Source organism: Phycicoccus sonneratiae (assembly GCF_016887965.1).
GTDB lineage: Bacteria > Actinomycetota > Actinomycetes > Actinomycetales > Dermatophilaceae > Phycicoccus > Phycicoccus sonneratiae.
This window is the reverse complement of the sequence record NZ_JAFDVD010000012.1, coordinates 103974-117448: the sequence shown is the minus strand read 5'-3', so window position 1 is coordinate 117448 and position 13475 is coordinate 103974. Positions and strand designations below refer to the sequence as shown.

General features: G+C 75.0%; 13 protein-coding genes. 9 read left to right on the top strand and 4 right to left on the bottom strand.

From position 1 onward, the window contains the following. Positions 1–17: 17 nt before the first annotated feature. A complete protein-coding gene (locus tag JQN70_RS11210) occupies positions 18–434 on the bottom strand; it encodes a metallopeptidase family protein (RefSeq protein ID WP_307835932.1) in 417 nt (138 codons plus the stop codon). Positions 435–495: 61 nt separating this feature from the next. Between JQN70_RS11210 and JQN70_RS11205 the strand changes: the two genes are divergently transcribed. From JQN70_RS11205 to JQN70_RS20940, 7 genes are all read left to right on the top strand, one after another. Then, positions 496–867 carry a DUF3499 domain-containing protein gene (locus tag JQN70_RS11205; protein ID WP_204131426.1) on the top strand — a complete coding sequence of 124 codons (372 nt, stop codon included), beginning with the start codon at positions 496–498 and terminating at the stop codon, positions 865–867. 202 nt (positions 868–1069) lie between these two features. Beyond that, positions 1070–1585, top strand: coding sequence for a TadE/TadG family type IV pilus assembly protein (locus JQN70_RS11200; protein WP_204131425.1), 516 nt, complete (start codon positions 1070–1072; stop codon positions 1583–1585). Between the two features lie 35 nt (positions 1586–1620). Beyond that, positions 1621–2154: a TadE/TadG family type IV pilus assembly protein gene (locus JQN70_RS20945; RefSeq protein ID WP_204131424.1), complete on the top strand. Its 534-nt coding sequence runs from the start codon at positions 1621–1623 to the stop codon at positions 2152–2154. Next, positions 2151–3794 (top strand): pilus assembly protein TadG-related protein, encoded by a 1644-nt coding sequence (locus JQN70_RS11190; RefSeq protein WP_204131423.1) that lies wholly within the window; start codon positions 2151–2153, stop codon positions 3792–3794. The genes JQN70_RS20945 and JQN70_RS11190 overlap by 4 nt, the downstream gene beginning before the upstream one ends. A 120-nt stretch (positions 3795–3914) precedes the next feature. Continuing rightward, positions 3915–5597, top strand: a complete 1683-nt coding sequence (locus JQN70_RS11185) for a pilus assembly protein TadG-related protein (RefSeq protein WP_307835931.1) — start codon at positions 3915–3917, stop codon at positions 5595–5597. A 49-nt stretch (positions 5598–5646) separates the two neighbouring features. Continuing rightward, positions 5647–7074, top strand: a complete 1428-nt coding sequence (locus JQN70_RS11180; RefSeq protein WP_204131422.1) for a phosphomannomutase/phosphoglucomutase — start codon at positions 5647–5649, stop codon at positions 7072–7074. 86 nt (positions 7075–7160) lie between these two features. Continuing rightward, on the top strand, positions 7161–7826 hold the full coding sequence (locus tag JQN70_RS20940; RefSeq protein ID WP_204131421.1) for a CHAP domain-containing protein: 666 nt from the start codon (positions 7161–7163) through the stop codon (positions 7824–7826). Between the two features lie 19 nt (positions 7827–7845). Here JQN70_RS20940 and JQN70_RS11170 read toward each other — a convergent pair whose 3' ends face one another. Further along, positions 7846–10908: an AfsR/SARP family transcriptional regulator gene (locus JQN70_RS11170; protein ID WP_204131420.1), complete on the bottom strand. Its 3063-nt coding sequence runs from the start codon at positions 10906–10908 to the stop codon at positions 7846–7848. Positions 10909–11056: 148 nt separating this feature from the next. Between JQN70_RS11170 and JQN70_RS11165 the strand changes: the two genes are divergently transcribed. Continuing rightward, a complete protein-coding gene (locus JQN70_RS11165; protein WP_204131419.1) occupies positions 11057–11263 on the top strand; it encodes a Trm112 family protein in 207 nt (68 codons plus the stop codon). 25 nt (positions 11264–11288) lie between these two features. Next, positions 11289–12440: an SIS domain-containing protein gene (locus JQN70_RS11160; RefSeq protein WP_204131418.1), complete on the top strand. Its 1152-nt coding sequence runs from the start codon at positions 11289–11291 to the stop codon at positions 12438–12440. Positions 12441–12483: 43 nt separating this feature from the next. On the opposite strand, the gene JQN70_RS11155 is transcribed toward JQN70_RS11160, so the two are convergent. Both JQN70_RS11155 and JQN70_RS11150 read right to left on the bottom strand, forming a co-directional pair. Then, positions 12484–12768 (bottom strand): hypothetical protein, encoded by a 285-nt coding sequence (locus JQN70_RS11155; protein WP_204131417.1) that lies wholly within the window; start codon positions 12766–12768, stop codon positions 12484–12486. 149 nt (positions 12769–12917) lie between these two features. Continuing rightward, entirely contained in the window at positions 12918–13454 is a 537-nt protein-coding gene (locus JQN70_RS11150) for a YbaK/EbsC family protein (protein ID WP_204131416.1), read from the bottom strand. Between the last annotated feature and the right edge of the window lie 21 nt (positions 13455–13475).

Below are 13475 nucleotides of genomic sequence, written 5' to 3'. Positions count from 1 at the left end.
GAGCGGGGGCCGGCCCCTCAGCGGTCGGGGTCGGCGTCCGGGTCGAGCTCGTGCGGCGGCACGCCGAGGAGGGCCGCCACCTGCTCGGTGACGACCTCGCGGACGATGTCGGCGAGGTCCTGGTCGTCCTGGGCCCGGGCCTCCACCGGCCGCCGGTAGACGACGACCCGGTCGGTGCGCGACGCGGTCGCCCGCAGCAGCCGACCGAGCGGGGCGACCTGCTCCTCCCACGGCGCCGGGTCGGTGGGGGGGACGTCCTGAACCGCGAACTCGGTTCCGGCGTACCGGGTCCCGAGATGGGGGCGCAACCGGTCGGCGGCGTCGAGGACGAGGTCGTCGAAGCGCTCGCGGCGGGTGGTCATCGCGGGGACCGTGGGCCACGCGAGGGGTCCCCGGTGGCCCCGGCCGTGGCGGTCGCGGCGGCGGGCGGTCACCCGGCCGATGCTACGGCGTGCCTCCGAGGGGACGTCGTACCCGCCGCCTAGAGTCACGTGCGTGAACCTGTCGCGGAAGTGCACCAAGACCGGCTGCCGGCAGCCGGCGGTGGCGACGCTCACCTACGCGTACTCCGACCGGGCGGCCGTCCTCGGTCCGCTGGCCACCTACGCCGAGCCGCACACCTACGACCTGTGCGCCGACCACGCGACGCGCCTCACCGCCCCCCGCGGCTGGGACGTCCTGCGCCTCGCCACCGAGTACCCGGACCCCGAGCCCAGCTCCGACGACCTCCTGGCCCTCGCCGACGCGGTCCGCGAGGCCGGCCGCCCCCGCCCGGCCGCCGAGCCCCCGCCGTCCCACCCCGAGGTCACCGGCGAGGTCGCCCGCCGGGGTCACCTGCGCGTCCTGCGGGGCAGCGCCGAGGCCTGAACCGCCCGCGGCCACACGGCCGTTCCTGCTCGGCCGTTCGGACGATTCACCCCTCGGACCCGTCGCCACCCCTCGTCACCCCGCCCTAGCGTCGGTTCCGCCCAGAATCGTCGCGCAGGGAAAGGGGTCCGCCGTGCACCGGCTGCGTCCGCGTCCCCTGCGTACGGTCTCCCGCGCGGCACGGCGCGACGAACAAGGCGCCGTGGCCCTCGAGGCCGCCCTCGTCTTCATGTTCCTGTTCTTCCTGCTCGCGGGCGTCATCGACATCTCGATGTTCTTCAAGGACACCTACTCGGTCTCCTCCGCCGCCCGGGCCGGCGCCCGGATGGGCTCGGCCGACCCGATGAGCACCACCTTCGCCGCCAGCGCGGCGGGCCAGGCGGTCAGCGCGATGTCGGACCTCGACTACACGCGGGTCGTCGACATCTGGGTGTACGAGGCCAACGACGTCGCCGGCAACCTCGTCTCCCCGCCGGCCTGCCCCGGCGTGACCTGCGTCAAGTACACCGTCAACGCCACCGGCGCGCTGAGCGCCCCCGCGGGCACCTGGCTGGTCCGCAACGCCTGCGCCGGGACCATCGTCGACTCGGTCGGCGTGCAGGTGCGCTACACGCACAAGGCGCCGGTGATGTTCGCCAACAACAAGGTCGTCACGGAACGGGTGTCCATGCGTCTCGAGCAGATCCCCACGACCCAGGCCTGCGCCTCGGTGCTATGACGAGGACCCGCCGCCCCCACCGGGAACGAGGAGCCGTGGCCGTCGAGGCCGCCCTCGTCACCCCGTTCTTCATCATGCTGCTCGTCGGCATCATCGAGTTCGGCATGTTCTTCAAGGACTACCTCTCGGTCGCCAGCGCCGTGCGCGCCGGTGTGCGCACCGCCTCGGCCGAACCGCGGATGAGCACCTACGCCCAGGACGCGGTCAACAGCGTCATGGCCGAGGGGTCGGCCTTCAACCGCGGGCAGGTCCAGCAGCTCTGGGTGTACAAGGCCAACGCCGCCAACAAGTTCCCGTCGGGGGCCAGCAGCTTCGCGGACTGCACGACCTGCGTGAAGTTCACGTGGAACGGCACGTCGTTCGCCCCCACCTACTCGAACTGGGCCGCGGCAGACCAGAAGGCCTGCGCCAAGTCGGCGACGAACACCGCCGGCCCGGACCGCGTCGGCGTCTACATGCGGGTGCGCCACAGCGCCTTCACCAAGTTCGTCTTCACGAACATCACCATCGAGGAGTCCGCCGTTCTCAGCTTCGAGCCCAAGCCGTCGACCCAGACGTGCCAGCCGTGAGCCGCGCCGCCTCCCGCCGGACCCGCGACGAGGGCGGCTACGTCGCCGTCGTGTCCGGCCTGCTGCTCATCGTGCTGCTCGGCTTCTCGGCGTTCGCGGTCGACGTCGGGCACTGGTACCTCGAGGGCCAGCGGGCCCAGCGGGCGGCCGACGCCGCGGCCCTCGCCGGCGTGACGAAGCTCCCCGGCGACCGCCCCGCCGCGTTCCAGACGGCGCGCGACTACGCGACGGGCAACGGCTACACCAACGGCGGCGGGACGACCGTCTCGTCCGCGCTCGCCGGCGGCTCGACGCGCCTGCGGGTCGACGTCAGCACCCAGGTGGCGAACATCTTCGGTGGCTTCCTCGGCCTGCCGACCACCGCCGTCAGCCGGCACGCCGTCGCCGAGTTCGCCGCCCCCGTTCCGCTCGGCAGCCCGTGCAACCGGTTCGGCGACGACCCCGAGAACAGCACCACCTACAACAGCACGAGCTGCAACGCGGCCGGCAACTTCTTCGCGATGGTCGGCAACTACGGCACCGACAAGACCCAGGGCGACGCCTTCCAGAACGGCACCTGCACCAGCGGCGTCGACGGGTGCTCGGGGAGCACCAACACCGACTACGACGAGAACGGGTACGTCTACACGGTCACCCTCCGTCAGGCGGTCACGGACCTGACCATCGAGGCATTCGACCCGGCCCAGGTCGTCACCGGGGCCAAGTGCGACAACCCCCAGCTGAGCGGCGCGGCGGGCCTCAACACGAGCAAGACCCTCGTCACCGACCCCGCCACCCGCTACCAGACCGGCCCGGGGGACTGGTGCCCCGGCGACTCGGCATTCCCGAACTCCAACACCAAGAACATCGGCCTGCTGACGACCGAGTTCACCATCCGCTCGCCGGGGGCGAACCCGTGGGAGCCGACCGCCTGGCCGGTGATGACCGGGACCTGCGCCCCGAAGACCTTCGACGGGTTCAACGAGGACCTCTCGAAGGTGCTCGACAAGACGACGAGCCAGTACAACGCGCGCAAGGACGTGGCGCTGAACTTCCGGCGCTGGGTCCAGCTCTGCAAGGTCCCGGGCTTGACGCCGGCCGGCACCTACTCGATCCAGGTGAAGACCAACGGGCAGGGCACCGACGCCCAGGAGGGTCACAACCGCTTCGCGCTCCGGGCCCGCGGCTCCGGAGCCAACGACAAGGACAACATCGCGGTCGCGGGGTTCACGAAGATGGCCCTCTTCGCCAACACCCCGAACGGCACCTCGACCTTCTACCTCGCCCGCATCCCGGGCAACTCCGACGGGCAGTTCTTCAACGTCAACCTCTTCGACATCGGCGAGGGGGCCGGCACGGGCAGCTACGTGCGCGTCGTGCCCCCCGCCGAGAACGGCTCGAGCGCGAAGTTCTCCGGCTGCACCGGCAAGGGCAAGTACAACGGCGCGCTCATCGACTGCAAGGTGACGGTGAACAGCGGCTTCGACGGCAAGTGGCAGACCATCACCGTGCCGATTCCGTCCACCTACTCCTGCACCGACTCCTCGCCGACCGGCTGCTGGGTCCGCCTGGAGTTCAACTACGGCAGCGGGTCCAGCCCGACCGACACGACGTCGTGGAGCGCCAGCCTCGACGGCGACCCGATCCGACTGGTCGAGTGACATGAGCACCGCGGCGCCGCAGCGACCGACACCCCGGGTGTCGGCGGCGGCGCGGTGCGGGCACCCGGCGGTCGGCAGCACCACCCCTCTCTCGCACCCGCCTCACCCCCAGGAGTCCCCGTGGCTCGTCCCCGTCCCCGGACCCGTCCCTCCGTCCCCCTCGCGCTGAGCGCGCGCGCCCGTCGCCGTCCACGCCGCCGCGACGAGCGCGGCTACGTGGCGGTCACGTCCGCCCTGCTGCTCGTCGTGCTGCTCGGCTTCTCGGCGTTCGCGGTCGACGTCGGGCACTGGTACCTCGAGGGCCAACGGGCGCAGCGGGCCGCCGACGCCGCCGCCCTCGCCGGCGTGACCAAGCTGCCGGGTGACCGGACCGCCGCCTACCAGACGGCGCGCGACTACGCGACGGGCAACGGCTTCACCAACGGCGGCGGGACCACGGTCTCCGCGGCGCTCGCCGGCGGCTCGACGCGCCTGCGGGTCGACGTGACCACCCAGGTGCAGAACATCTTCGGCGGGTTCCTCGGGCTGCCGAGCACCGCGGTGTCCCGGCACGCCGTCGCCGAGTTCGCGGGTCCGGTGCCGCTGGGCAGCCCGTGCAACCGCTTCGGGGACGACCCGGAGGCCGGCAGCACGGCGAGCAGCAACTGCGACAACACCGGCCAGTTCTGGGCCAACATCGGGAGCCCGGCGGCGAACAAGCAGAGCGGCGACGCCTTCCAGAACGACACGTGCACCGCGGCGACCTCGGACGGCTGCCCGGGCAACGACAACGTCGACTACGACCCGCTGGGCCACGTCTACACGATCACCCTCCGGCAGGCCGTCAGCAACCTCACCATCGAGGCCTTCGACCCGGCGTTCGTCGCGGTCGGTGACTACTGCACCCTCGGCGCCGCGAACCTCAACAACGCGAAGAACCTGCCCTACCCGGACGCCGCCCTCGTCTCGAACCCGTCCACGCGGTACGCCGGCGGGACGACCTCGTGGTGCACCGGCGACCAGCCGTTCTCCTCGGCGTCGGCACCGGACACCGAGTTCATCCTCCGCGGGCCGGCCGGCAACCCGTGGGAGCCGACGGCCTGGCCGCAGCTCGGCGGCAGCTGCGCCCCGAAGACCTTCGACGGGTACTACGGGGACCTCAACAAGGTGCTCGACAAGCGCACCACCCAGTACGCGGCGCGCCCCGACGTCGCCGACAACTTCCGGCGCTGGGTGCGGCTGTGCCGGATCAGCGGCCCGGTGCCCGCCGGCACCTACGCGGTGCAGATCCACACCAACGGCCTCGGGGCCGACACCGAGGACGGGCACAACCGCTTCGCCCTGCGGGCCTACGGGACCAACAGCTCGGACAAGGACAAGATCTCCATCGCCGGCTTCTCGAAGATGGTGATGTACGGCAACACCCCGAACGGCACCTCGAAGTTCTTCCTCGCGCGGGTGCCGACGAACTCCAGCGGGCAGTTCCTCAACGTCAACCTCTACGACATCGGCGACGGCGCGACGGCCGGCAGCACGGTCACGGTGGTGCCGCCGATCGAGAGCGGCGGGTCGTTCACCGGGTGCACCGGCAAGGGCCGCGTCAACGGGTCGCTGCCGACCTGCCAGATCTCGGTGAGCAGCACGTACAACGGACGATGGCAGACGATCACGGTCCCCATCCCGTCGACGTACTCGTGCACCGACTCCTCGCCGACGGGGTGCTGGGTCCGGCTGGAGTTCTACTACGGCCCGAGCTCGAGCCCGGCGGACACGACGTCGTGGACGGCAACCCTCGACGGCGACCCGATCCGGCTCGTCGAGTGACGGCGGGGTCCCGGGGCCGCCGGCGACGCCTCCCGTAGGCTCGTCGGCCATGACCGCCCGTTCCCTCGCCGACGTCGTCAAGGCCTACGACGTGCGCGGCACCGTGCCCGACCAGCTCGACCCCGAGGTCGCCCGCGCCCTCGGCACGGCGTTCGCCGACGTCGTCCTCGTGCCGGACGGTGCCGCGGGCTGCGTGCTCGGCCACGACATGCGCGACAGCGGACCCGCGCTCGTCGCGGCCTTCGCGGACGGCGTCCGTGCACGCGGGCTCGACGTCACGCTCGTCGGGCTGTGCAGCACCGACGGGCTCTACTACGCCAGCGGGGCGCTCGACCTGCCGGGCGCGATGTTCACCGCGAGCCACAACCCGGCGCGCTACAACGGGATCAAGCTGTGCCGCAGCGGAGCCCGGCCGGTCGGCCAGGACTCCGGACTCGCCGACATCCGCACCCTCGCGGAGCGGATGCTCGCCGACGGCGTCCCCGCCGACGAACCCACCGGGACCCTCGTCGAGCGCGACGTGCTCGCCGACTACGCCGGCTTCCTCCGCGGCCTCGTCGACCTCTCGGGCATCCGGCCGCTGCGGGTCGTCGTCGACGCCGGCAACGGGATGGGCGGCTTCACCGTCCCCGCCGTCCTCGGCACGGGGGCCGGCCTGACCGCCCTGCCACTCACCGTCGAGCCGCTGTACTTCGAGCTCGACGGCACCTTCCCGAACCACGAGGCGAACCCGCTCGAGCCCGAGAACCTGCGCGACCTGCAGGCCGCGGTCACGGCCCACGGCGCCGACCTCGGGCTGGCCTTCGACGGCGACGCCGACCGCTGCTTCGTCGTCGACGAGCGCGGTGAGCCGGTCAGCCCGAGCGCGATCACCGCGCTCATCGCCCGCCGCGAGGTCGCCCGCGCCGTCGCCGAGGGCGCGGACCCCGCCGACGTCGCGGTCGTGCACAACGTCATCACCTCGGCGCAGGTCCCCGAGGTCATCGCGGCCACCGGCGCCCGGGCCGTCCGCACCCGCGTCGGTCACTCGTTCATCAAGGGCGAGATGGCCCGGCACCGGGCGGTCTTCGGCGGCGAGCACAGCGCGCACTACTACTTCCGCGACTTCTGGTTCGCCGACACCGGGATGCTCGCCGCGATGCACGTGCTCGCGGCGCTCGGCGAGCAGGACGAGCCGCTGAGCGCGCTCATGGCCGACCTCAGCCGCTACCCCGCGTCCGGCGAGGTCAACTCGACGGTCGCCGACGCCGGTGCCGCGACCGACGCGGTCCTCGCCTGGGCGCAGGGGGAGGGGGTCACCGTCGACCGGCTCGACGGGCTGACCCTCGTCCACGAGGGTGGAGCGGACGACCCGATGTGGTGGCTCAACCTGCGGGCCTCGAACACCGAGCCCCTGCTGCGCCTCAACGTCGAGGCCGAGGACGCCGTGACGATGGCCCGGGTGCGCGACGCCGTGCTCGGCATCGTCCGGGGCTGACGGCCGCGCAGCCGCGCCGCAGCGTCCTCGCAGCGGCCCGCGGCAGGCTCGGGACGTCCGCGAGACGCCACCCGCAGGAGGTCGCCGTGCACCACCGTCCAGCCCTCGCCCTCGCCGCCGCGTCGGTCCTCACCGCCCTGGCCGCCGTCCCGGCCCTCGCCGACCCGCTGCCGTCCACGACCGGCCTGTCCGGGCTGCGGCAGGCCACGGTCGACCGCGCCGACGCCGCCCTCAACAACCCCCGGTCGTTCAAGCTCGCCGGCTCGAACACGCTGCACAGCAGCACGGTCAAGAAGGCCCAGAACCGCAACGTCCTCGAGCTGTCCGGCAGCAACGACAACCGGGTGGTCTACAACGACTACAACGGCAACTCGTGGTGCGGCTCGTTCATCGCGGCGATGTGGACCGGCCACACGATGCCCGACCCCGCGGCCTTCCCGCGCATCCCGACGAGCTACGAGAGCTCGCAGGCCTGGCGCACCGACCCGCGCGTCGCCGACCGGTGGCATCCGTACACCGGGGCGCGACAGGCCCTCCCGGCGCCCGGAGACGTGCTCGTCTGGAGCGACGACGGCTCGAGCCGGGCCGGCCACGTCGGGCTCGTCGTCAAGGTCACCGCGAGCACGCGCACCATCCTCACCGTCGAGGGCAACGTCGACGGCGACGAGATCGCCCGGAAGAGCTACACGTGGGGCACCGGCGGCCCGCAGCGGGCCGGGAAGACCTTCCGCGGGTACACCTCGCGGGAGTGAGGTCCGCGGTGACGGCGCGTCAGGCGGGGCCCGGGGAGCGCCGCTGCGGGGCGGCCACGCGCGAGGCGGTGGCCCGTCGCAGCGCCGTCTGCTCCAGCCGCAGCGCCTCGCTCGCGCCCACCGCGTCCCCGGCGGCGTCGAGGGCGGCCGCGAGCACCTGGTAGGTGAAGGCGACGCTCAGCGGGCGGTCGAGGGCGGTGAACTCCTCGACCGCCCTCCGCAGCTCGGCCTCCGCCTCGCCGAGCCGGCCGAGCGCGAGCAGCGCCCGCGCCCGGGTCCGGCGGGCCCGGGCGGTGAGGAAGGCGTCGCGGGAGGCCGAGGCCCGCTCGAGCGCGGTGCCGGCCTCGTCGAGGGCCTCGGTGGCGTGCCCACCCGCGAGGCTCACCTCGGCCCGGGCGTCCAGCGCGTACGAGTACATGTGGACGGCCCCGACGCCGGAGAGGATCTCGAGCGACTCGTCGACGAGCAGGGTCGCCGGCCCGAGCTCGCCGGTGCGGCGGCGCGCGCGGGAGAGCTCGAGGGTCGCGAGCGCGTACGCGACGGTGCGCGGCGTGTCGCGGAGGATCTCGCGGGCGCGGGTGAACTCGCGGGCCGCGTCGGAGAGCTCGTCGTAGTCGTTGTGGACGGTGCCGCGGGCGATGGCCGCCCAGGCCGCGAGCGTGTGGTCGGACACCCGGCCGATCGAGGACTCGGCCGTCGCGATCGCGGCCTCCGCCTCGTCGCGCCGGCCGAGCGAGGTCGAGGCCTGGGCGCTGACGAGGGACGCGGCCGCCGCGGCGCCGTGCGCACCGAGCAGCAGCAGCCGGGGCCGGGCCCCCTCGGCGAGGTCGTGGGCCTCGCGGGAGGCCGACCGGCGGTCCTGGAGCAGCCAGGCCCGGCAGAGGAGGAGGTGGGCGGCGCCGAGGCGGCTGTCGTCGTCGGCCCCGCTCAGGGCGCGGGCGACCTCCGCCTCGGCCTCGAACCACGCGTGCAGGTCGCTCGCCGCGTCGGTGCCGAGGGCGCAGTCGTCGAGCAGCCGCCAGGCGAGGTCGGGGCGTTGGCTCGCCACGGACCGGGCGAGGGCGACGAACAGCGGTGTCTCGGTACGGAAGAAGCGGCGCGACCGCCGCCGGGTGCGTGGTCGCGGCTCGGGGGTGCCGAGCTCGGGGGAGCGGGGCGCGACGGGGAGGAAGCGGTGGGGCCGGTCCTCGAGGAACGCCGCCGACCGCGCCAGCGCCGCCGCGGCGGCCGCCTCCGTCTCGCGCCGGGTGTCCGGGTGGGCGGCGGTGCCGGCCCCCGCGCCCCGGGCGGCGCCGGCGCGCACCTGGGCCCGGACGAGGTCGTGGAGCCGGTACTGGGTGTCGTGGTCCTCGCGGACGACCGGCTCGACGAGGCTGGCCTCGAGCATGGCGTCGAGGGCGGCGTCACCCGCGGCGGGGTCGCCGAGCACCGCGCCGGCCACCCATCCGCTGAACGCGTCGGCGGGCAGGTGCGCCAGCGCCGCCACGCAGCGCTGCGCCGTGGCGTCGAGGCCCTCGAGGAGCTCGTCGAGGCTCTCGCGGAGGACGGCGATCTCGTCGGTGCCGGGGGTGCGGCCGAGCCGCTCGAGGCGCTCGACGACGTCGTCGAGCCCGAGGTCGGGACGCTGGCTCAGCCGGGCGGCCGCGAGGCGCAGCGCGAGTGGCACGGCCCCGGTGAGCCGGACGACGTCGTCGACGGCGTCCGGGGCCTCGGCGACCCGGTCCGCGCCGACGAGGGCCTCGAGCAGCGTGCGCGCGGCGGCGGGGTCGAGGCTGCGCAGCCGGACCCGGTGCCCCGCCCCGAGCCCCTCGACGGGCCGGCGCGAGGTGACGAGGGCCATCGAGCCCGGACCGGCCGGGAGCAGGTCGGTGACGTCCTCGCCGCCGGTGACGTTGTCGAGGACGACGAGCACCCGGCGGCCGTCGAGCAGCGAGCGGAAGAGGCCGGCCCGGGCGCGCGGTGACGCCGGGACGGCCTCGGGGTGCACACCGAGCAGCGGGAGGAACGAGGTGACGACGGCCTCGACCGGCACGCCACCGGGGCTGTTGGCGCCGTCGTGGTAGAGCGTGCCGTCGGGGAACAGGTCACGCAGCGCGTGGCCGGCCTCGAGGGCGAGGGCCGAGGTCCCCGACCCGGGGAGCCCGGTGACGGCGACGACGACGGGTCCGTCGTCGAGGCCCTCGGCGGCCCGTCGCACCTCCGCGAGCTCGGTGACCCGCCCGACGAACGGGTCGGGTCGACGGGGCAGCGTGCGCGGCACCGGCAGGCCGAGCACCGTGGGCTGGGCCGGCGGAGTGCTCGGGTGCTCCGGTGCCTCGGGGGCGGGGATGGCGTCGTCGAGCGGCTCGGGGCGGCGCCCGACGGGCACTCCCGAGAGGACGATGCGCTGGGCCTCGGTCAGCTGGTCCGAGGGACGCACCCCGAGCTCGTCGTCGAGGCGGGCCCGGGCCTCCTGGAACACCTCGAGCGCCCGGCCCTGCTGGCCGGTGGCGGCGAGGGCGAGCATGAACAGCGCGACGAAGCCCTCGTGGTACGGGTGCCGGGCGCACAGGGCGTCGAGCTCGGCGACGAGCCCGTCGTGGGCCCCGGAGCGCAGCGCGGCGTCGTGGCGCTCCTCGAGCACCGAGAGGCGCTCCTGGACGAGGCGGTTGCGCTCGACCTCGACCGCGGCCGTCTCCGGGGCGCCCTGGAGGGGCTCGTGCCCGAAGACGGCGAGCGCGGCGTCGTAGCGGCCGAGGGCGGCGACGGGGTCCTCCGGGCGCAGGGCGCGGGCCTCGGCGACGGCATCGCCCCAGAGGGCGAGGTCGACGGCGACGCCCTCCCCGAGGCGGTAGCCGCGCCCCTCGGTGACGATGACCGGCAGCTCGGCGCCGGCCTTGCGGCGGATGCCGGAGACGAGCGACTGGACGCGGTTGCGCACCGACGACGGCGGCTCCCCGTCCCAGAGCCACTCGGCGAGGGTGTCGACGCCGACGTGGCCGTGGAGGGCCGCCGAGGCGAGCAGCCCGTGCTCGAGCTCGGTGAGCCGCACGGGCCCGGCGTCGGTGGACAGGCGCACCCTGCCGAGGATCTCGAGCTGCACCAGGTCCGTCCCTCCGCACGTGTCGTCACAGGGGACCCTAGGCACGGGATCCGCAGGTCACAACACGGGAGGCCGGGGAGCACTCCCCGCCGCGGTCGGCGTGTGGAAGGATCGGGGCCGTCCCCGAACCACCCCCCGAGAGGACCCCATGAGCGAGCCGGCCGGCCCCAGCTCCCACCTCGAGCCCTGGCTCCGCGAGATCCTCCGCTGCCCCGCGTGCCGCAGCGAGCTGCGCGACGCCGACGGCCCCGCCGGCCCCGAGCTGGTCTGCACGAACGCCTCGTGCGGGCTGGCCTACCGCATCGACGAGGGCGTGCCCGTGCTGCTCGTCGACGAGGCCCGCCACCCCTCCTGACCCTCCCCCCGAGGAGCCGCCCGCGATGCCCTGGGTCGACGAGAACCGGCTGGACGACGTCGCCGCGCTCGCGGCGCTCGACACCCGCGACACGCTGCGCTGGCTGGCCTCGGCCGGCGCGCAGGTGCGTCGCGCGGTGGTCGCCGCGCAGGAGGCCGGCGTCGAGCGGGTCGCCGGCGGTGAGCGTCCGCGCTCGGTCCTCGTCGCGGCCCTCGGTGGCTCGGGGATCGTCGGCGACGTCCTCGACCTGCTCGCCGAACCGGGGTCGCCGGTGCCGGTGTCGGCCCGCCGCGACGCACCGCTGCCGGGATGGGTCGGCCCGCTCGACCTCGTCATCGCCGTCTCGCAGTCGGGCCGGGCGGCCGGCCCGCTGGCCCTGGCCGCGGAGGCGGCCCGCCGGGGCGCCTCGCTGCTGACCGTAGGCGCGGCCGACTCGCCGCTCGCCGAGGTCTGCGCCCGGGCGCGGGGGGTGCACGTCGAGGTGGCGCTCGCCGCGCCGTCGTCGCGCACGGCGCTGTGGTCGCTCCTCACCCCGGTGCTCGTGGCCGCCGACGCGCTCGGGCTGGCGGCCGCCCCGCCGGCCGTCCTCGACGCCGTCGCCGACGTCCTCGACGAGGTCGCCGAGGAGTGCCGGCCCTCGTCCGACGCCTTCGTCAACCCGGCCAAGGTGCTCGCCACCGGCCTCGACGGCACGGTGCCCGTCGTCCTCGGCGACGGGGCGCTCACCGGTGTCGCGGCCTGCCGGGCCGCCCAGATGCTCTCGCGCACGGCCCGGGTGCCCGCGACCCACGGCGCGCTGCCGGACGCCGCCGCGTCGGTCGTCGCGACCCTCGACGGACCGTTCGGCAGCGGGTTGGGCGCGGCTCCCACCGGCGAGCGCGACATCTTCGCCGACCCCTACCTCGACGGCCCCGCGCTGCCGCGGCTCGGGCTGCTCGCCCTGCGCGACCCCGCCCTCGAGCCCGCCGGCGCCGCGCTCGCCGAGGCGGTGCTCGGGTCGGCCCGCGAGTCGGGCGCCGTCGTCCTCGAGCACGAGGCGCGGGCGGGTCACCCGGTCGAGCGGTTCGCCTCGCTCGTCGGCCTCACGGACTTCGCGGCCACCTACCTGGCCCTCGGCCTCGGGCTCGACCCCTCGGTGTCGCGCCACGTCACCGACCTGCGCGACCGCACCTCCTGAGCCGGTCCGGCGGTCGGGGGCCGTCCGTTGGCGCGACCCGCCGTCAGCCGTTCTCGGCGTGGTGCCGGCCGGTCTGCGCCTCCCGGGCCTCCCCGAGGCTGCGCTCCTGCACGACACCGGGGTCGTGCCCGGGGTCGGGGACGGGGATCGAGGCCTCGACCTCGTCACCCATCTCCTCGGCCCGCTCGACCGCGTCCCGGTGGATCGCGGCGATGTCCTCGGCCTCGGCCCGCCACTGGCGAGCGGCCTTGCCCGTGCGCTCCTCGTCCTCGGCCGCTTGGGCGTGTGCGGCGTCCTGCCGGGCCCGCTCGCTCGGTTCGATGTCCATGGGTGGGGGGTACCCGTCGGCGTCTCGGCCCAATCCCCACGTCGCGAGGAGCCGGGGGACGGCCGGGGGTGGGGGGGGGGGGGGGGGCCCCCCACCCCCCCGCCCCCCCCCCCCCCACCCCCGCCCGCGGCGGACGCCGGAGCGCCCGGTCAGGGGCTCGGCTGGGCCAGCGCCAGGGCCTGGGCGCCCGGCAGCCGCAGCAGGTCCTCACCGGTGAGCAGCAGCTTGCTGCGGCGCAGGCCGCTGCCGACCACGACCTCGCCGGCGGCCACGACGGCCTCGTCGACGAGCACCGGCCAGTCGGCCGGCAGCCCGACGGGCGTGATGCCGCCGTACTCCATGCCGGTCAGCCCGACCGCCTCGTCCATCGGGGCGAAGGAGATCTTGCGGACGTCGAGGTGGCGGCGGACGACGCCGTTGACGTCGGCGCGGTGCGTCGCGAGCACCATGACCGCCGCGTGGGTCGTGACGCCGCCCCGCCGCCCCGCGACGACGACGCAGTTCGCGCTGGCCCCGAGGGCGACGTCGTAGGCCGCGCAGAACGCGGCCGTGTCGGCGAGGTCGGCGTCGATGGGGGCGACGAGCGCGCCCGGCACCGACACCACCGCCCCGGCCACCGGCGCCGCCAGCAGCTCGGGCCGGTCGGTGGCCGGCGCCCAGTCGAGGGTTCCGCGAGAGGTCGGCATGCGACCGACGCTAACCGACGA